Here is a 16,284-nt window from a genome sequence, read left to right as displayed (position 1 = left end):
GGCCGTCAGCGCTGGGCCTGCTCCCGCCACCGCAGCAGCACCTCCCTGCCCCGCTGCCGGGCGTTCGCGTCGCACAGCGCGGCCATCAGCAGCGGGGCGGTGCGCCGCCGGGCCATGAGCAGCCGTCTGTTCACGACCTGTTCGGGCCGCCAGTGCCGTTTGTACGGCTCGTCTCCGCGCAGCAGGCTCAGCGTGCGCGGTTCGCCGCCGCCGGTGTACTCGGCGCAGGCGTCCAGCAGCATCACCGCCACGTCCACCTTCTGCCGGCGCAGGTCCGGATGGGCGCCGTACAGGTAGCCGCCGGCCAGGCCGCCCGACACGAGGGTCAGATCGACGGCCACCACGTCGTCCCCGATGCGGAACTCGGTGACCACCGCGTTCCCCGAGCGCACCATCGAGCCCACCGCGCGCACCAGATGCCGGCGGAACCGGGGTCTCAGGTGCTCTTCCGTCACCTTCCGGTCCTGCCACTGCAACCGGTGCAGCTCCAGCAGACGGCCGATCGCCGCGTCCACCTCGTCCGGGCCCACCGCCCGCCGTTGGACACCCAGCGCGGTCAGCCTGCGCAGCTTCGCCCGTACCCGCTGGCCGGCCTTGCCCGAGGGCAGCCTGGCGATCAGCTCGTCCATGGGTACGGCAGGCAGCTCCAGGCACAACGAGTCGCTCACCGTGCGGCGGGGCCCGCGCCAGCGGTCGTAGATCCGCTCCACCGCGCCACCGGGGCGTACCTCGCGGAAGTCGATCAGCGCCGTGCCTGCCGCGTCCGCGAGCGCCTCGGTGAGCGCGCCGGCCGCCCGCCCGCTGTCGCCGTCGTCCAGCAGCACGTCGGCGTAGTCGGAGATCGTCCCGCCGAGCGGCACCAGCGCGGGCAGCGGTCGGCAGACCAGCATCAGCGGCGCGGCGGCCACCAGTTCCCGTCCGGCGTGTACCACCAGCAGCCGAAGCCGCCCGGGCAGGCCGTACGACAGCCACCACGAGTGCAGCCAGGCATGGCTCTGGAACGGGGTCGCGGCGGAGCACCGCGCGAAGAGCCGCCCCCAGGCGGGGGCCAGCGCGGCGAATCTCTCCTCGTCGGTGACGAGTTCGCTGATCAGTCCCGTGGCGCGGGCGGGGCGCGCGGTGCCCGCCGGGTACGTGGCGATCACAGCTGGCCGTGTGCGTCGGCGGCGACGGCCGGACCGGGCACGGAAGGCGACGGTGTGATCTCCTCCGCCGTACGCCGCCTGGGCCGTACCAGCAGCGCGAGGGCGCCGAGCAGCCCGCCCGCGCTCGCACCGACCAGTCCGGTCACCGCGGCGGACGGCGAGGTGGGCGTGCCGGGCTTTCCCGCACGGGAGAACTGCATGAGTCCGACGTGGGTCTCGGCCTTGGCGGCGTCGGCGTGCCGGATGAGTGCGCGGGCGACGGCGTTGGCCATGTCGGCGGCCTGGTCCGGGCGGACGGAGGTGGCGGAGACGGCGACCATGGGGGCGTCCGGCGACGTCGCGGTGCGCACGCTGTCGCGCAGGGTGCGCACCGGAACCCCGGCCCACACCTGGGCGTCGCCGAGCACCGCCACCTGGGTGGCGACCCGGCCGTAGGCCTGTGCGAAACCGAGCGCGGTTGCGGTGTCGGTCCGCTCGCCGGGAACGGCGACCACGTAGCTGGTCGCCGTGTACTCCGGAGACTTCAGCACGCCGTACCCGCCGCCCAGCAGGCCGCCCGCGAGGACACCGGCCGCCACGAGCGACCAGGGCGGGAGCGCGCGGAGGCGGGAGGTCCGGCGGTGCGGGACGTGGTTCTCGGTCATGACGGGATGACTCCCTCGGGGGATCGGGACGGGGGGACCGTACGGGCGAGCGCCGCCGCGTAGACGTCCATGAGCCGGGCGGCGCTGCGGGTGATGCAGTAGTGGCGGGCCGCCTCGGGGGCGGTGCGCGGACCGGGCCCGGCGGCGCGGACCCCGGCGAGCGCGCGGGCGTAGGCGCCGGCGTCGCACGGGACCCGCACCGCGTCCGGGGCGGCCCCGGGCGGCAGGTCGTCCAGGGCGGGGCAGGAGCTGTAGCGCACCGGCAGGCCGGCCGCCAGCGCCTCCACGACCGCGAGGCCGAACGCCTCCTCGGGGGAGGGGGCGGCGAGCACGTCCATCGCCGAGGCCAGCGCGGGCAGGCCGGGCCCGGCCGAGCCGTCCGGCAGGTACGGCCGCTCCCCGGCGAACAGCACCCGCCCGGCGACACCCGCCTCCCGCGCGGCCCGCCGCAGCGCGGGCTCCTGCGGGCCGCCGCCGACCAGCAGCAGCCGGCAGTCGGCCGGCAGCCGGGCGAGGGCGTGGATCAGCACGTCGAAGCGTTTGCCGGGGACGAGCCGGCCGACGCCGCCGACGACGAACGCGTCGGCGGGCAGCCCGAGCCGGTCGCGGGTGCGCCGGCGGGCGTCCGGGTCGAAGGCGAACCCAGCCAGGTCGATGCCGTTGGGCACGACCTCGACGCGCGGCTCGGGCACCCCCCAGCGGGCGAGCCGGGCGGCGACCGTGGGGGAGACGGCGACCGTGGACAGGCCCAGCCGCTCGCCCAGCAGGTACAGCGCGCGCACCCCCGCGGTCAGCGGCCGGCCCTCCATCTGCGAGTCGCCGAGGGAGTGCTCGGTGGCGACGACCGCGCGGACCCCGGCCATCCGGGCGGCGATCCGGCCGTACAGGCAGGCCCGGTACAGATGGGTGTGCACGAGGTCGTACCGGCCGCGCCGGATGTGCCGGGCCAGCCGGGGCAGCGCGGCCAGGTCGCGGTTGCCGGTCATGCCGAGGTGGGTCACCGGGACCCCGTCGGCCGCCAGGCCGTCGGCCACCGGCCCGGGGTTGGTCAGGGTCACCACCTCGCACGCCACCGGCAGGTGCCGCAGCAGCAGCCGCAGTTGCTGCTCGGCACCGCCCACGCCGAGCCCGGTGATGATGTGCAGGGCCTTCACCGCAGCCCCTCGACGGGCCGTCGGCGCAGCCGGTGCAGCCGGTACTTCAGGAACAGCCGTACGGCGGTGTCGTTCTGCCCGACGTACACGCGCGGCAGGGCGTGCGGACCGGTCAGCTCGCCGGGGTCGATGGCGCAGGCGTAGGCGTAACCGGCCTCCCGCACGGCCTGAACGGCACGCCGGTCGGCCGTGCCGTACGGATAGCAGAACCCGGTGACCGGGGCGCCGGTCAGCTCCTCCAGGACCGCCCGGCTCTCGGCGGTCTCGGCCCTCAGCAGGCCGTCGTCGGCCCGGGTGAGGTCGACGTGGGTGAGGCCGTGCGAGCCGACCTCCATGCCCGCGTCGGCGGCCCGCCGGATGCCCTCGGCGGTCAGCAGCGGCTTGCGCGGGCCGAGGCGGTCCCACGCGTTGTCGCCGCCGAGCCGGCCGGGCAGCACGAACAGGGTCGCCGTGCACCCCCAGCGGGTGAGCGACGGCAGGGCGTTGCCGAGGAAGTCGTCGTACCCGTCGTCGAAGGTGAGGCCCACCAGGTCCCGTCCCTCGCCCCGGGCCCGGGCGGCGAGGAGTTCGGTGACCGACACCCCGCGCAGCCCCCGCCGGCGCAGCCAGCGCAGCTGCCGCTCCAGCCGGTCCGGGCTGACCGTGAGGTGGTACGGGTCGTCGGAGCAGTCGCCGACCGAGTGGTACATGGCGATCCACGGGACCGGGCCGGGGGTGAGGTGCCGGGCGGGGGCCGGGGACTCAACGGAGGACGGCATGGGCGAGCTTTCGGGTGAGGGTGCGTACGGAACGGAGTGCGGGGGCGAAGCCCTGGGCGCCCAGCGCCCAGCCGAGCAGGACGAACACGACGGTCACCGTGGCGCCGCCGGCGGCCAGCCCGGCGAGCGGCGCCGACGGCAGGCTCCCCACGAACCCGCCGGCCACGGTGGCCACCACGGCCGCCCGCAGCGGCCGGCTCAGCTCGTGCAGCACCGGCCCGGTCCGGATGGGCACGCTGCGGCGTCGCATCCCGGCGAGGAGCAGGACGGCGGTGACGGTGATGCCGGAGGCGTTGGCGGCGGCGATCCCGGTGACCCCCCAGGAACCGAGCGTCCAGGCGCCGACCCAGGAGGTGGCGACGATGCCCGCGGTCATCGCGGCCACCGGGTACCAGGTGGCGCGCCCCGCCGAGAAGTAGGAGCGGACCAGGACGCCGGTCAGGGTCTGGCCGAGCAGGCCGAGCGCGTAGACCCGCATCACACCGGCGGTCGTCGCGGTGTCCTGGGCCGTGAACGCGCCGCGCTGGAACAGCAGTCCGATCAGTTGCGGGGCGCAGGCCACGACGGCGGCCGTGCCGAGCAGCACCAGGCAGCCGGCCAGCGCCAGATCCTGCTCCACCCGGTCCCGGGCCCGCTCGGTGTCACCGTCGGCCAGCGCCCGCGCCACCAACGGGAAGGTGACCGTGCACAGCATCATCGACAGCGTCATCGGGATCTGCGCGACCTTCTGCGCGTAGTTCAGGTGCGAGATGGCCCCGGCGGGCAGCTCGGAGGCGAGGAACCGCTCGATCAGCACCTGCGACTGCCGGCACAGGGCGAACAGCAGCACGGTGGCCAGCAGCGGCACGTCCAACGGCTGTGCCGCGGCGGCGGCCCTGGCCTGCGTCCCGCTGATCCCGCGATGGCGCAACTGCCGCACCAGGGAGGGCAGCTGGACCGCCACCATCAGACAGCCGCCCGCCGCCACCCCGAACGCGGCGGACCGCACGCCCCACCGGCCGCCGAGCGCGTGCATCGCCGTGATGATGCCGGCGTTGTACGCGAGGTAGATCGCGGCCGGTGCCAGGAAGCGGCGGTGGGCCCTGAGGGCCGCGCTGGCGTACCCGGCGAGGCCGAAGCTCAGCACGCACGTCGCGGTGAGCCGGGTGCAGTCCACGGCGAGGGCGGGGTCGGGCAGGCCCGGCGCGAGCACGGCGACGAACTGCGGCGCGGCCACCGCGAGCAGCGCCCCGACCGCCGTGAACGCCAGGGCCAGCCGGGGCAGGGTGCCGGCCACCAGCGCCCGCACCGGATCGCCCGGGGCGCCCCGCGCACGGCGGGCCAGGGCCATGCTGAACGCCGGGATCAGCGCGAAGGCCAGCCCGTCCTCGATCAGCAGCGTGGCCGCGAACTCCGGCACCGTCCAGGCGACCAGGAAGGCGTCCGTGTCCCGCCCGGCCCCGAACAGCCGGGCCAGCGACTGGTCCCGCACCAGCCCGAGCAGCGCCGCGGCGATGGAGAGGGAGGCCGTGACGAGGGCGGCGTGAGCGAGGAAACGCCCGGTGGGCGGGGCCTGTTCACGGGCCGCGGGCGCGGGGGCCGGATCGGGGAGGGCAGCGAGGTGCGGTGAGGTGGGGGCGAGGGGCGGGTGTGCCGGGGCAGGACCGGGGGGCGGTGGGGCGGACGCCGGGGTGGGGTCGGAGAGGGGTGGCACAGGGGTCGGGGCGATGTTCGTCTCGGTGGGGTCGGGGGGTGCCGGGGGGCCGGACCGGCCCGCCGCGGTGCCGGCGGGTCTCAGCGCGGGGGGTTCGGCCGACCGGGCCACCGGCAGAGCGACGCCGCCGGCCCCGGCTCCGGCGTCCGCCGCCGGCCGGTGTGCCGTATCCGGGAGGATCCGCGCGTCAGCCGCCGGCCCGTACGCCGTACCGGGCCGCGGCCCCGGTGCGCCACCGGTTCCGGGGCGCGTCATCTCATCGGCCTTCGGGTCCGGTGGGGCGGCGGGGGCGTCCGGCGGGGGGCCGGCTGCCGCCCCCGGCTCGGGCGGGTGACCGTCATCGCAGGGCCGCCTCCCCCGTCACCCTCTCCCGCGCGGCGGGTACGGCGGTGATGTCACCGCAGGCGGACCGTTCCGCGCCCACCAGCGCCCACCAGGCGACCAGGCCGAAGCACACCGCGGTCAGCACGGTCGACGGGCCGCCGATGTCGGCGTACGCGAAGTCCACGAGCTGCCACACCAGCAGCCCGCAGGCGATCAGCGCGCAGTCCAGGCCCCGGCCGCCGGCCGCACGGGCCCGCCACAGGCCGCGCAGCGCGCACACCAGCAGGGCGAGCCAGGAGCCCGCGAGGCACAGCAGTCCCGTCAGACCCTGCTCACCGAGCACCAGCAGGTACATGTTGTGCGGTGACAGCAGCGGCTGCCGGCGGTAGGCGGCACCCGCGCCCGCGATGTCGCTGCCCGAGGACAGCGCGAGTGAGGCGTGCCCGTCGCGGTGCTCGGGGAAGCCCTTCAGACCGACGCCGGTCAGCGGGCGTTCACGCCACATGTCGACGGCCGCGGCCCACATCGTGTACCGGTCGGTGACCGACTGGTCGGGCGCGTCGGTGACCTGGGTGATGCTGTCGAACCGCTCCTGGAGCATCGCCGTGCCCACCCCGAACCCGCCCACCAGCACCACCCCCGCGGCCAGCACGGCCGCCCCCGCCTTCAGCGCCCGCCGCAACCCGGCCAGGGCCAGCTGGACGGTGACGGTGACCGCGGTCGCGATCCAGGCGCCCCGGCTGAAGGACAGGGCGAGCGGAACCGCGAGGGCGAGCGCGCAGCACGCGGCGAGCGCCCGGCCCCGCTCCGCGGACCGGCCGAGCGCCAGGCCCACGGCGCACACCAGCCCGAACGACACCACCGTCGCCATGCCCATCACGTCCGTCGCCCCGAAGGTGCCGACCGCGCGGATGTCCTGGCCCTGGTAGGAAGCGCCGGTGCCGGTGACGTACTGGTGCACGCCCACCGTCCCCTGCCACCCCGCGAGGGCCACCACCGACCAGGCCAGCAGCCGGAAGTCGGCCCGGCCGCGGACGAGGAGCACGACGGCGGCCGGAACGAGGACGAAGACCTGGAGGTAGCGGCCGAGCCCGGTGATCCCGGCGCCCGGCGCGACCGCGTGCAGCGCGGCCAGTGCCAGACCGGCCACCGGCAGCCCGAGGATCAGCGCGGCGGCACGGGTGAGCGGGCGGCGGCGCGCCCGCAGCAGGCGCACCGCGCAGAAGAGGACGACCAGCGCGGACAGGGCGTCGGCGGGGCCCGCACCGCCCTCGCCGCCGGGGGCGACCGGCAGCGCGAGCAGCGCGACCACGGCCAGTACCGGCAGCACCGGGGACGGCCGCACGGGGCGGTGGAAGGGCGGGGCGAGGGTCATCGGTCAGCTTCCCGTCGACCGTACGAGCGCGGCGGCGGTGCGCAGCAGGATGCAGACGTCCTGCCACAGCGACCAGTTGTCGATGTAGGCGTTGTCGAAGCGGGCCCGGTCCTCGATCGAGGTGTCGCCCCGCAACCCGTTGATCTGGGCGAGTCCGGTGATCCCGGTCTGCATGCGGTGGCGGAACGCGTAGCCGGGGTAGCTCCGGCTGAACTCCGCGACGAAATAGGGGCGCTCGGGGCGCGGGCCGACCAGGCTCATGTCCCCCCGCACGACGTTCCACAGCTGGAGCAGCTCGTCCAACGAGGTCTGCCGCAGGAACCGGCAGAAGGGGCTCATCTTCCGTTCACCGGCCACGCTCCACCGGGTGGCCGCCTCGTGCTCGTCGACCGGGCGGTGGGTGCGGAACTTCAGCAGGGTGAAGGGCCGTCCGTCCTTGCCGATGCGCTCCTGCCGGAACACCACCCCGGGGCCGTCGGTGAGCCGCAGCACCACCGCGCACACCAGCAGCAGCGGGCTGACCAGTACCAGCAGCGTCCCGGACACCGCGATGTCCAGCAGCCGCTTGGCCACGCTCGTCCGCCGCCGCCCGCCGAGGTCGAGGCGGCGCACGGCGAACCCGGAGAGCTGATCGCGCATCCCGTACGCCGGGCTGTCCGCGTCCACCTCCCACAGCGTGCAGCCGGACTCGGCCAGCGCCCGCAGCAGCGGCCTCCGCTCGGTGCGCACGGCCGGGTGGACGGTGAGGGCGACCCGCACCCCGTTCTGGATGAGTGCCCGCTCCACCTCCTCGCCGGTGGTCAGCACCGGCAGCCCGCCGGCGTCGTCCGCGTGTTCCGCGACGACGCCCACCGGGCGCACCCCGCAGCCCGGCTGCCGCAGCAGCGCCGCGGCCACCCGCCGGGCGGTCCCCGCGGGCCCGATCACCAGGGCGGGACGCGGCCGGCGGCGCAGCGCGACCCGGCGATGCCAGTGCACCGCGCCCCGGCCCGCACCCGCTGCCGCCGCGTGCAGCGCGCAGCCCAGCAGCAGTGTGGAGACGGTCAGGGCGCGCCCCGGGGCGTAGGCGGCGAGCAGGGCGGCCAGGCCCAGCCAGACCACCGCGATCCGCCCGCACACCACGGGCAGTTCGTCGAGCACGCCGTGCACCGGCCGTGCGGAGTGCGGGCGCAGCAGCAGCGCGCCGGACACCAGGACGGCGACCGGCAGCGGCCGACGGGTGGCCTCGTCCAGCGCGATGCCGCCCACCAACGCGGCGAACAGGTCCGCGGCGAGCAGCGGCACCGGCGAGGCGGACCGTTCGGGCGGGCGCCGCAGCGCGAACCGGAAGCCGCCTTCGGGGCGGGCCGGCAGGACGGAGACGGGCGAGAATCCGTGGTCCCATGGTTGCGCGCCCGGGGAGGGGACGGTGCTTTCCGCAGTCACGAGTGGATGGACTCCCTGCACTCGGAGGGTACGAGCTCGGCTGTTCCGCCGGCCGCCGCCGGGGCGTCGCAGCCGGTGTCGGCGGTGTCGAGGAGGGCGCGGTAGAGGGCCGCGAACCGTTCGGCGGTGAGCCGCACGTCGTGCGTGGACAGGACGTGCCGACGGCCCTGGTCGCCGAGCGCCGCGCGCAGCGGTGGATCGGACAGCAGCCCGGTGACCGCTGCGGCCAGCGCCGTGGGGTCCTCCGGCGGTACCAGGCAGCGCGCGGCGAGCGCGGGCGGCAGGCTCTCGCGGGCGCCGTCGACGTCGGTGAGTACCACGGGTGTTCCGCAGCCCAGCGCCTCCAGCGGGGCGAGTGCCATGCCCTCCCAGCGCGAGGGCAGCACCACCAGGTCGGCGGCCCGGTACCAGGGCACGGGGTCGGCGACGGCACCGGTGAAGTGCACGGAGGAGGGTGCCTGTCGCCGTAAGGCCTCGCGGTCGGGGCCGTCGCCGACGAGCACGAGTCGCGCCCGTGGCAGCACGCCGAGGACCTCGTCCCAGGCCCGCAGCAGTACGTCCTGACCCTTCTGGTGGCACAGGCGGCCCACGCACACCACGAGGGGGCAGCTCTCGTCGCCGGGGACGGACGGTTCCCGTGGGGGCTCCTCGGCAGAGGTGGCTGCCGAGCCGCCGGGCGCGGTGCCGGCGGCCGGAGCCGGTGAGAAGCGGGTGGTGTCGACGCCGTTGGGGATGACCGCGTAGGCCGCGCGCACCCCGGCGCGCAGACCTGTCGCGCGCTCCGCCTCGCTGACGCACACCACCCGGTCCGCCCAGCGCGCCCCCCACCGCTCCCAGCGCAGGGCGAGCGCGGCGGTGACGCCGCCGACCGCCTCGAAGGACCAGGCGTGCGGCTGGAACACGGTCGGGACGCGCCCGCGGACGGCGAGCCGCGCGGCCAGTCCCGCCTTGGCGCTGTGCGCGTGCACCAGTTCGGGCCGCACTTCGTCGATCAGGCGTGCGAGCCGTCGTACCTCGCCCGGCAGAGTGGGGCCCGGGGACCGGTCCGCCTGCCAGTGCCGGAGGTCGGCGCCCAGTTCCCGCAGGCCGGCGGCCAGTGCGCCGCCCGGGCAGGCGGCCGTGACGCGCAGGCCCGCCGCGAGCTGGGCCCGCGCCAGGTCGAGCACGACTCGGGCGACACCGCCGTCGACGGGTTGCGCGAGGTGCAGGACCCGGGGTCGAAGATCGGGTGCTGGATGGTGCATTCGCGGGTTACCTCGCTCGTGGGGCGCTTGGGACGGCGGTCGTGAACGCGCCTCTTACTCACGGGTGTCCACGGCGGCGAAGAGCGCGCCGGCCCATGCCGCGTCCGCGTGGGAAACGAGCCGGAAGCCAGGCTGGTCACCACCGCGCCGCAGAGCCCGGCCGAGATCGAACATGTCGGAGTCGTAGCCGAGCGTGTTGGCGTAGTCGGGGATCCGCCGGACGGGTACGTCACCCGGTTCGCTGATCGTGGAGTTGAGTACGTCGTCCTGAGGATTGACGGAGTCGTGCAGTGCGACGGGCGTACGCCGGGGACCGACAGAGAGCGTGAACGTCTCGCCCACGCTGCCCCGGTCGCCGGCGTACGCCACCAGACCGACGCGTCCACCCGCCCCGGCCGGTACGCGCATCCCCGCGAGCCGGACGTCGACGGGGGTGTCCAGCGAGTCCAGACCGTCCCAGAGGGCCAGTTCGCGCAGCGGCTCCGCGGGGTTCTCGTACGCCACCACCAGGGTCCAGCCGCCCCACGCCCCGGCCGCCGGCCTGCCCGTGGCGATGCTGACCTGCGCGACGGTGTACAGTCCCGAGCCGCTCTGCCGTACCAGCCGGGTGACGTCGGCCGAGGCCTGGAAGGCGTTCGCGCCGTCTGCCACCCGGTGGCCCTCGACCGTGTCGGCGAGGACCTCCTCGTACGTGCCGCCCGGTCCGGCGACGAGTACCCGTCCGTTGTCACGCGGTGGCTTCTGCTCGCCGGCGAGCGGATTGCCGCCCCAGTACAGCCGGGCGTACGTCACCCGGCCGCCCTCGGGAACGCGGACCTCGGCCCGGGAGGAGTTGTAGGTGCGGGGGTCGTTGTCGACGTCGACGTAGGCCATGTCGAAGTCGGCGCTCCCCCCGGCCCGTCCTGCCCGCGCGGCCTGGCACGCGGACGCCTCCGACGCGCGGCAGCTGAGGGAGGCGTTGGCCGCGCGGACGAAGCCGCCGCGCTGCACGGCGTGATGGCGCAGGGCGAAGACCGGTGTGACCTCGGGGGAGGGCTGTGTGCCGGTCCGGGCCGCGGCGGGGGTCGCCAGGACCGGGAGGGCGGCGAGAGTGGTGCAGGCGAGGGCGCCCGCCGTTGTACGCAGCAGCGGACCGAGGAGATTGCGCATGACCGGCGGTGCCCTTTCGCACGGACTGAGGAGATCCGCAACTCTAGTCGATATACCTATAAATACGGACAAAGCTTGCAAGTGTGTTGGAAAGGTGAAGGCAGTCCGCCTTCATGTCACCCCATTGGCGGCACAACCCCTGGCAGCGCCGCGCGTTGACACTGCGCCGGGCATCCGCTCGGATGTTTGTGTCGATCCCAAGGAGCACCTCTCCATGTCGCGTATCGCGAAGGGCCTGGTCCTGACCTCCGCCGCCGTCGCGGCCGTCGCCGGCGGTGCCGGCGCTGCCTCCGCCGACGCCGGCGCGAGCGCCGCCGCCGCCAAGTCGCCGGGCGTGCTGTCGGGCAACGTCGTCCAGGTCCCGATCCACGTCCCGGTCAATGTGTGCGGCAACACCGTCGACGTCATCGCCCTGCTGAACCCCGCGTTCGGCAACGCCTGCGTCAACGACTGACGTCGGGACGCAGCCCTTCGGCCGGCCGTCCGCCCCGCGTGCACGTCGCGGGGTGGCCGGCCGGTTTTGTGCTCCTCCGAATGGATCACCAGGCGTGCGCGAGCGGTTGCGCAGGTTGATCGGTGAATTGACGGTGGTCATAGGTCCCCACCGTTCACCGAGAGGAACACCCATGCGTGATCTGCCTGTCCGGCGTCTCGCGTCCACCGTCCTGTGCGCGTCCGTCCTGCTCGGCATCACCGGCCCGGCCGCAGTCGCCGCCGACCCGTCCCGGGGGCACGACCGTGCCGCCTCCCGCGCGCCCGTCCAGACAGCGGAGAAGGAGAAGCTGCTCGCGCGGGCGAGGGCCCTTGGCACCGCCGCTCCCGCACTCGGCCCGGTCGTCGACCTGCTCAACCAGTCGCTGGAGAAGGGCAGGCTTTCCGCCGGCGAGGCCGGACGGCTGGGGGAGGCGGCGAAGCAGGCCGTCGTCAAGGCCGCCGGCGACCCGAAGCCCGCCGCCCCGACGGCGCCCGCCCAGGCGACGCCGACGGCATCCGCGGCTCCTGCCGCATCGGCGAAGCCCACGGCCCCCGCGTCCGCGACGAGCACCGTGAAACCCGAGGCTCCTTCGGCGCCCGCGACGGGCACGGCGTCCGCGAAGCCCGCGACGGGCACGGCGTCCGCGAAGCCCGCGACGGCCCCCTCGTCTCCGACCGCCTCCGCCACGCCCACGAAGCCCACCACCGCCACGCCGACCGCGCCGGCGACCTCCGCCGAACCCGCGCGCCCCACCGCCGCCGCGTCGGCGTCGGCCCCCGCGGTCTCCGCCGCCCCGGCGGCCCTCACCGCGCGGGCGGCCGAGCGGCACCCGGGCTTCGTCGACCCGCCCGCCTCCCGCGACCTGGCCGATGACGCGCTGTCCGAGCTGGAGACCGCGATCGACAATCTGGTCAAGGCGGTCACCGGGCAGCTGGACCAGCTCCTGTCGTCCGCCACCGACGTGGTGTCCGGTCTGGCCGGCCTGCTGGACCCGACGCTCCTCGACGAGGACACGACCGCTCCCAGCGTCGAATCCCTGCCCTCACTGCCCAGCCTCCCCACGGAGCCGAGCCCGTCGGCGACCAGCTGAGGCGGATGGTTTCCGGCGGCTGCACGGCAATTTCATATGTCTTCTGCACATGGAGTTTCCGGCCCGGCCGGGCATCGTTAGACACGGCGTCAGAGACCCTTGGGTGACGTGAGTTGCCGAAGAAAGGAACACGATGAAGTCCCTGAAGGCCGCCGCCGTAGTCGCGGGTTCCGTGGCCCTTGCCGGCGTCGCCGCACCCGCGTTCGCCTACGACGCCCACCACCTGCCGCCGATGAGCGTCAACGGCGCGCTCGCCCAGCTCACGCAGAAGCCGCCCACCGTGAAGGACCTGATGCCGCTACAGCACCAGTCGAACGCGCTCGACACGGAGAAGAAGGAGTCCGTGCTGAGCAACCTGAAGGACGTCACCACATCCGTCAACCACCGGCCGCTGCTCGGTGGTCTGCCGCTGAAGAGCTGACGCCCTCCGCCCCGTCCGGGCCGGTCCCGCAGCCACGCGGAGCCGGCCCTCGGCGTATGCGCTGCGTGACGGGGCCGCATCCCTCCATCGTGTGGAGTGGCTCAGGACACTGCTCCGGAAGGGTGACGAGCGGCCGGGGCACGCCAGGGCCCGTCGATAGGGTCGCGCGGTGACCTCAGTATCCAGCGAAATCCACCCCTTCCGCCCCTTCCGTGCCACCGACCTCGGTACGCTCGCCCTGCTCGCCTGGATGGCCAGGAACGAGGAGGGCGCGGGCAGGACCCCCTGCCTGCTCGCCTGCTCTCTGGGCGACGGTCCGGGCGGCCCGGAGGGCGCGTCCGCCGCCGTGGCGCGGCTTCTGGACGAGATGCGCCTGCCGGTGGGCGGCGATCCCGTCGACGGCACCACCCGGCCGAGCCTGAAGGTCAGCATGCTGGTCGTCGCCGGCCAGATCGTCCTGCAGATGCCGAACGTCACCACTCAGGTCACGCCGCCGGCGGAGTGGCTGGAGGCGGTCGGGAAACTCGGTTACACCTACTTCATGTTCACCACGCGCGTCTGCCCCACGATCGGCCCCCGCCAGCCGGTCGCGGGCGCGGAGCTGGCCGCGTTCGCGGGAGCCCCGGAAACGACGAACGCCGCCGCGCACGTCTACCTGCCCGCCCGCAGCCTGCGTGCTTGACGCCCCGGTGCGCGGCCCGGAAGCGGCGGGCTCGCCCCCTCGTCCGCCCCGCACCGGAGCCGTTCGGCCTGCCGGCCTCCCGGACCGTCGCCGCGGACGGGTTCGAGCTTTCTCGACGAGCCGACTATTACGGCACTCGGGGGAATCGTGAAATGAAGGCGTTTTCCGCTCGTTACCCGGTACGGACCTCCAACCCCCGCAATCGTGAAAGGGACCGTACCTGACATGAAGCCGACCACCCGAGGAATCCTTGCCGCCGTCGTCACGGGCGTCGCGGCCACCGTGGGGGCAGCCGCCCCGGCCGCGGCGGCCGGTACGGCCCCCGTCCCCGTGCCCCTGGGCGGCGCCTCCACGGCGCTCGGCACGCAGGTGCCGAGGCTCGGCGCCGAGCTGCCGCTGCTGAAGCCGGGCGCCCCCGACGGACCCCGGTACGTCACGGGCCGGCTCCTCCCGGACCGGACCCTGCCCCGGCTGCCGGTGACCAGTGGGCTGCCCGGCCTGGACGCCAGGGCTCCGCTGCCGCACCTCCTGGACGAGGGCTTCGACCACGTCGACGTGGACTCGCCCACCGGCGACCTGCGAGCCCTCACTCCCGGCCTGTCCCTGGACGCCCCCCTGACCGCACCCGACGGGGGCGGAGCCGGGCTGCCGGGCGCCACGATTCCGCGGGCGGCTGTCCTTCCCCCCGTCCTGCGGACCACCGCGGACGGCGGCGTCGGCACGGGTCCGGGACGGTAGCCGGGCGCGGCCGTACCCGCCGTATGGCCCCTGGACGGTGACTCCGCGCGCTCCCGGCCGGTTAGCCGGTACGAACACCGTGAACCACAGAAGGAGCGAGCATGGTCGTCGGCATGGGCGGAGCAGGGGTCGGTGCGCAGCGGCGGGCCGGGGCGAAGGCGGCCGGACCGTCCCGGCGGGAGATGGCGCGGGGGCTGCTGGCCTCCGCCACCGCGCTGGCACTGGCACCGCTCGTCGCCGCCTCCCGGCCGGCGCCCCCGGCCGAGGACCCCGGCGGCAGCTCTTTCGACGAGAGCTACCGGGGCCGCCGTATCCGCGGTGTCCCGGTGCCCGCCACAGGTCACGAGGAGACCGGCACCGAGTGGCGGATCACCGTCGACGGCAGCCCGCTGCACCTGATGCGCCGGGCCGACGGCACCTGGCTGAGCATGATCGACCACTACACGTCGTACCGGACGCCGCTGGAGGCGACCCGGGCGGCCGTGGACGAGATCGGGCCCGGCCAACGGCTGCGCGACCTGGCGCCGCACCCGTTCGGCGGACACTTCGGCGCGGGCACCGGGGAACCGGCGCACCAGGGGGGCCGGCATGGCGTACGTGCGTAAGGACGTCAGCACGCTCACCGCCGGCGAGCGACGACGGTTCGTGGACGCGCTGCTGACGCTGAAACGGCGCGGTGAGTACGACGAGTTCGTGCGCCTGCACATCGACTTCTACACCGCCGACGGCGAGCACGGGCTGCGCACCGCCCACATGGCGCCGTCCTTCCTGCCCTGGCACCGCAGGTTCCTGCTGGAACTGGAGCGAGCACTGCGCCGCGTCGACTCCTCGGTGACGGTGCCGTACTGGGACTGGACCCGGGACCGTACGAGGTCCTCCGTGCCGTGGACGAAGGACCTGCTCGGCGGGAACGGCCGCCGCTCCGACCGGCAGGTGATGACCGGCCCGTTCGCCTACGCGGCGGGCCACTGGACCCTCAGGGAGGGCGTCACCGACGGCAAGTTCCTCACCCGGGACCTCGGCCGCTCCGCCGCACCTCTCCAGCTGCCCACCCGCGGCGAGCTGCAGTGGGCGCTGGACGACCCCGTCTACGACGCCTGGCCCTGGGACTCGACCGTGCGCAAGGGCTTCCGCAACAAGCTGGAGGGCTGGGGCACCGGCAGCGGCAGCGGCTCCTGGAGGAACCACAACCGGGTGCACCGGTGGGTCGGCGGCGCCATGCTCGGCGGCGCGTCCGTCAACGACCCGGTGTTCTGGCTCCACCACGCCTTTCTCGACCTGCAGTGGTACCGCTGGCAGCGGGCCCACCGCAACCGCCGCTACCTCCCGGCCGAGCCGCCCGGCCGCTCCGACACACAGCACCACCGGGTCATCGCCCGGCACGAGAAGCTGCCGCCGTGGAGTGAGACGCCGGACCAGCTGGAGGACGTGAGCCGGATCTACCGGTACGCGTGAGCAGCCGGTACGCGTGCGCACGGGCCCGCGTACCGGGCCGGAACGGCAAGAGCCCCGGCGTTCGGGGTGCCGGGGCTCTGGCCTGTGGGTGTCGGCCCGCTCAGTTGCCGTAGCCGCCCTGACCAGGACCGGGGTTGCCGGTCTTGCCGTGGCCGCCGTCGTTGACACAGGTGTTGCCGAACGCCGGGTTCAGCAGCCCGACGATGTTCACGGTGTTCCCGCACACGTTGACCGGGATGTGCACCGGAACCTGGATCACATTGCCGGACACCACGCCCGGGGAGCCGACGGCCGCACCCTCGGCACCTGCGTCGGCCAGGGCCAGCCCGGCCCCGCCGACCACCACTGCACCGGTGCCGAGCGCGACACCGGCTGCCTTCGCGATGCGAGACATCACGTTCTCCTTCTGTAGCTCGGGAAACGCGACGGCGGAGCAGCCGCCGCACTTCCCGTTCAACGGCGCCGCACCGGGCTGGTCACGGTGATCAGCGGGGGATCACTCTTTTAACAGG

General features: G+C 74.9%; 17 protein-coding genes. 7 read left to right on the top strand and 10 right to left on the bottom strand.

All coding sequences use genetic code 11. The features are described 5' to 3' along the window. Positions 1-5: 5 nt before the first annotated feature. The 9 genes from AB0946_RS03015 to AB0946_RS02975 form a co-directional block, all read right to left on the bottom strand. A complete protein-coding gene (locus tag AB0946_RS03015; protein WP_366758862.1) occupies positions 6-1,145 on the bottom strand; it encodes a GNAT family N-acetyltransferase in 1,140 nt (379 codons plus the stop codon). Beyond that, positions 1,142-1,789 (bottom strand): lipopolysaccharide biosynthesis protein, encoded by a 648-nt coding sequence (locus tag AB0946_RS03010; protein WP_366758861.1) that lies wholly within the window; start codon positions 1,787-1,789, stop codon positions 1,142-1,144. The genes AB0946_RS03015 and AB0946_RS03010 overlap by 4 nt, the downstream gene beginning before the upstream one ends. After that, positions 1,786-2,943 (bottom strand): glycosyltransferase, encoded by a 1,158-nt coding sequence (locus AB0946_RS03005; RefSeq protein ID WP_366758860.1) that lies wholly within the window; start codon positions 2,941-2,943, stop codon positions 1,786-1,788. The genes AB0946_RS03010 and AB0946_RS03005 overlap by 4 nt, the downstream gene beginning before the upstream one ends. Continuing rightward, complete coding sequence (locus AB0946_RS03000; protein ID WP_366758859.1) at positions 2,940-3,701, bottom strand: polysaccharide deacetylase family protein; 762 nt, start codon at positions 3,699-3,701, stop codon at positions 2,940-2,942. The genes AB0946_RS03005 and AB0946_RS03000 overlap by 4 nt, the downstream gene beginning before the upstream one ends. Further along, positions 3,685-5,394, bottom strand: a complete 1,710-nt coding sequence (locus AB0946_RS02995) for a lipid II flippase MurJ (RefSeq protein ID WP_366758858.1) — start codon at positions 5,392-5,394, stop codon at positions 3,685-3,687. Before AB0946_RS02995 ends, AB0946_RS03000 begins: the two co-directional genes overlap by 17 nt. Before the next feature lie 337 nt (positions 5,395-5,731). Further along, on the bottom strand, positions 5,732-7,093 hold the full coding sequence (locus AB0946_RS02990; RefSeq protein WP_366758857.1) for an O-antigen ligase family protein: 1,362 nt from the start codon (positions 7,091-7,093) through the stop codon (positions 5,732-5,734). Positions 7,094-7,096: 3 nt separating this feature from the next. Continuing rightward, entirely contained in the window at positions 7,097-8,518 is a 1,422-nt protein-coding gene (locus AB0946_RS02985) for an exopolysaccharide biosynthesis polyprenyl glycosylphosphotransferase (RefSeq protein ID WP_366758856.1), read from the bottom strand. Further along, positions 8,515-9,762 (bottom strand): glycosyltransferase, encoded by a 1,248-nt coding sequence (locus AB0946_RS02980; protein WP_366758855.1) that lies wholly within the window; start codon positions 9,760-9,762, stop codon positions 8,515-8,517. The genes AB0946_RS02985 and AB0946_RS02980 overlap by 4 nt, the downstream gene beginning before the upstream one ends. A gap of 54 nt (positions 9,763-9,816) precedes the next feature. Further along, positions 9,817-10,911 carry a DUF3344 domain-containing protein gene (locus tag AB0946_RS02975; RefSeq protein ID WP_366758854.1) on the bottom strand — a complete coding sequence of 365 codons (1,095 nt, stop codon included), beginning with the start codon at positions 10,909-10,911 and terminating at the stop codon, positions 9,817-9,819. 214 nt (positions 10,912-11,125) lie between these two features. On the opposite strand from AB0946_RS02975, the gene AB0946_RS02970 reads away from it, so the two are divergent. The 7 genes from AB0946_RS02970 to AB0946_RS02940 all read left to right on the top strand — a co-directional run bounded on the left by AB0946_RS02970 (position 11,126) and on the right by AB0946_RS02940 (position 15,772). Next, positions 11,126-11,365 (top strand): chaplin, encoded by a 240-nt coding sequence (locus AB0946_RS02970; protein WP_366758853.1) that lies wholly within the window; start codon positions 11,126-11,128, stop codon positions 11,363-11,365. Positions 11,366-11,537: 172 nt separating this feature from the next. Then, entirely contained in the window at positions 11,538-12,476 is a 939-nt protein-coding gene (locus AB0946_RS02965; protein WP_366758852.1) for a hypothetical protein, read from the top strand. Between the two features lie 133 nt (positions 12,477-12,609). Further along, positions 12,610-12,897, top strand: coding sequence for a hypothetical protein (locus AB0946_RS02960; RefSeq protein WP_366758851.1), 288 nt, complete (start codon positions 12,610-12,612; stop codon positions 12,895-12,897). Positions 12,898-13,066: 169 nt separating this feature from the next. Then, the gene (locus tag AB0946_RS02955; protein ID WP_366758850.1) at positions 13,067-13,579 is read left to right on the top strand and encodes a DUF5949 family protein; all 513 of its coding nucleotides are present in this window, start codon (positions 13,067-13,069) and stop codon (positions 13,577-13,579) included. 225 nt (positions 13,580-13,804) lie between these two features. Next, positions 13,805-14,317, top strand: a complete 513-nt coding sequence (locus tag AB0946_RS02950; RefSeq protein WP_366758849.1) for a hypothetical protein — start codon at positions 13,805-13,807, stop codon at positions 14,315-14,317. 101 nt (positions 14,318-14,418) lie between these two features. Further along, complete coding sequence (locus AB0946_RS02945) at positions 14,419-14,922, top strand: tyrosinase family oxidase copper chaperone (protein WP_366758848.1); 504 nt, start codon at positions 14,419-14,421, stop codon at positions 14,920-14,922. After that, positions 14,906-15,772 carry a tyrosinase family protein gene (locus AB0946_RS02940; RefSeq protein ID WP_366758847.1) on the top strand — a complete coding sequence of 289 codons (867 nt, stop codon included), beginning with the start codon at positions 14,906-14,908 and terminating at the stop codon, positions 15,770-15,772. The genes AB0946_RS02945 and AB0946_RS02940 overlap by 17 nt, the downstream gene beginning before the upstream one ends. 100 nt (positions 15,773-15,872) lie before the next feature. Here AB0946_RS02940 and AB0946_RS02935 read toward each other — a convergent pair whose 3' ends face one another. Further along, positions 15,873-16,166: a chaplin gene (locus AB0946_RS02935; RefSeq protein WP_366758846.1), complete on the bottom strand. Its 294-nt coding sequence runs from the start codon at positions 16,164-16,166 to the stop codon at positions 15,873-15,875. Between the last annotated feature and the right edge of the window lie 118 nt (positions 16,167-16,284).

Origin of the sequence: Streptomyces sp. NPDC046870, assembly GCF_040704595.1 — a bacterium.
GTDB lineage: Bacteria > Actinomycetota > Actinomycetes > Streptomycetales > Streptomycetaceae > Streptomyces > Streptomyces argyrophylli.
This window is presented reverse-complemented; position numbering and strand designations above follow the sequence as displayed.

Excerpts from the sequence above, each read along its gene's own strand:
- AB0946_RS03010 (WP_366758861.1), bottom strand. The coding sequence starts at position 1,789 with ATGACCGAGAACCACGTCCCGCACCGCCGGACCTCCCGCCTCCGCGCG.
- AB0946_RS03000 (WP_366758859.1), bottom strand. The coding sequence starts at position 3,701 with ATGCCGTCCTCCGTTGAGTCCCCGGCCCCCGCCCGGCACCTCACCCCC.
- AB0946_RS02990 (WP_366758857.1), bottom strand. The coding sequence starts at position 7,093 with ATGACCCTCGCCCCGCCCTTCCACCGCCCCGTGCGGCCGTCCCCGGTG.
- AB0946_RS02980 (WP_366758855.1), bottom strand. The coding sequence starts at position 9,762 with ATGCACCATCCAGCACCCGATCTTCGACCCCGGGTCCTGCACCTCGCG.
- AB0946_RS02975 (WP_366758854.1), bottom strand. The coding sequence starts at position 10,911 with ATGCGCAATCTCCTCGGTCCGCTGCTGCGTACAACGGCGGGCGCCCTC.
- AB0946_RS02970 (WP_366758853.1), top strand. The coding sequence starts at position 11,126 with ATGTCGCGTATCGCGAAGGGCCTGGTCCTGACCTCCGCCGCCGTCGCG.
- AB0946_RS02965 (WP_366758852.1), top strand. The coding sequence starts at position 11,538 with ATGCGTGATCTGCCTGTCCGGCGTCTCGCGTCCACCGTCCTGTGCGCG.
- AB0946_RS02960 (WP_366758851.1), top strand. The coding sequence starts at position 12,610 with ATGAAGTCCCTGAAGGCCGCCGCCGTAGTCGCGGGTTCCGTGGCCCTT.
- AB0946_RS02950 (WP_366758849.1), top strand. The coding sequence starts at position 13,805 with ATGAAGCCGACCACCCGAGGAATCCTTGCCGCCGTCGTCACGGGCGTC.
- AB0946_RS02945 (WP_366758848.1), top strand. The coding sequence starts at position 14,419 with ATGGTCGTCGGCATGGGCGGAGCAGGGGTCGGTGCGCAGCGGCGGGCC.
- AB0946_RS02940 (WP_366758847.1), top strand. The coding sequence starts at position 14,906 with ATGGCGTACGTGCGTAAGGACGTCAGCACGCTCACCGCCGGCGAGCGA.
- AB0946_RS02935 (WP_366758846.1), bottom strand. The coding sequence starts at position 16,166 with ATGTCTCGCATCGCGAAGGCAGCCGGTGTCGCGCTCGGCACCGGTGCA.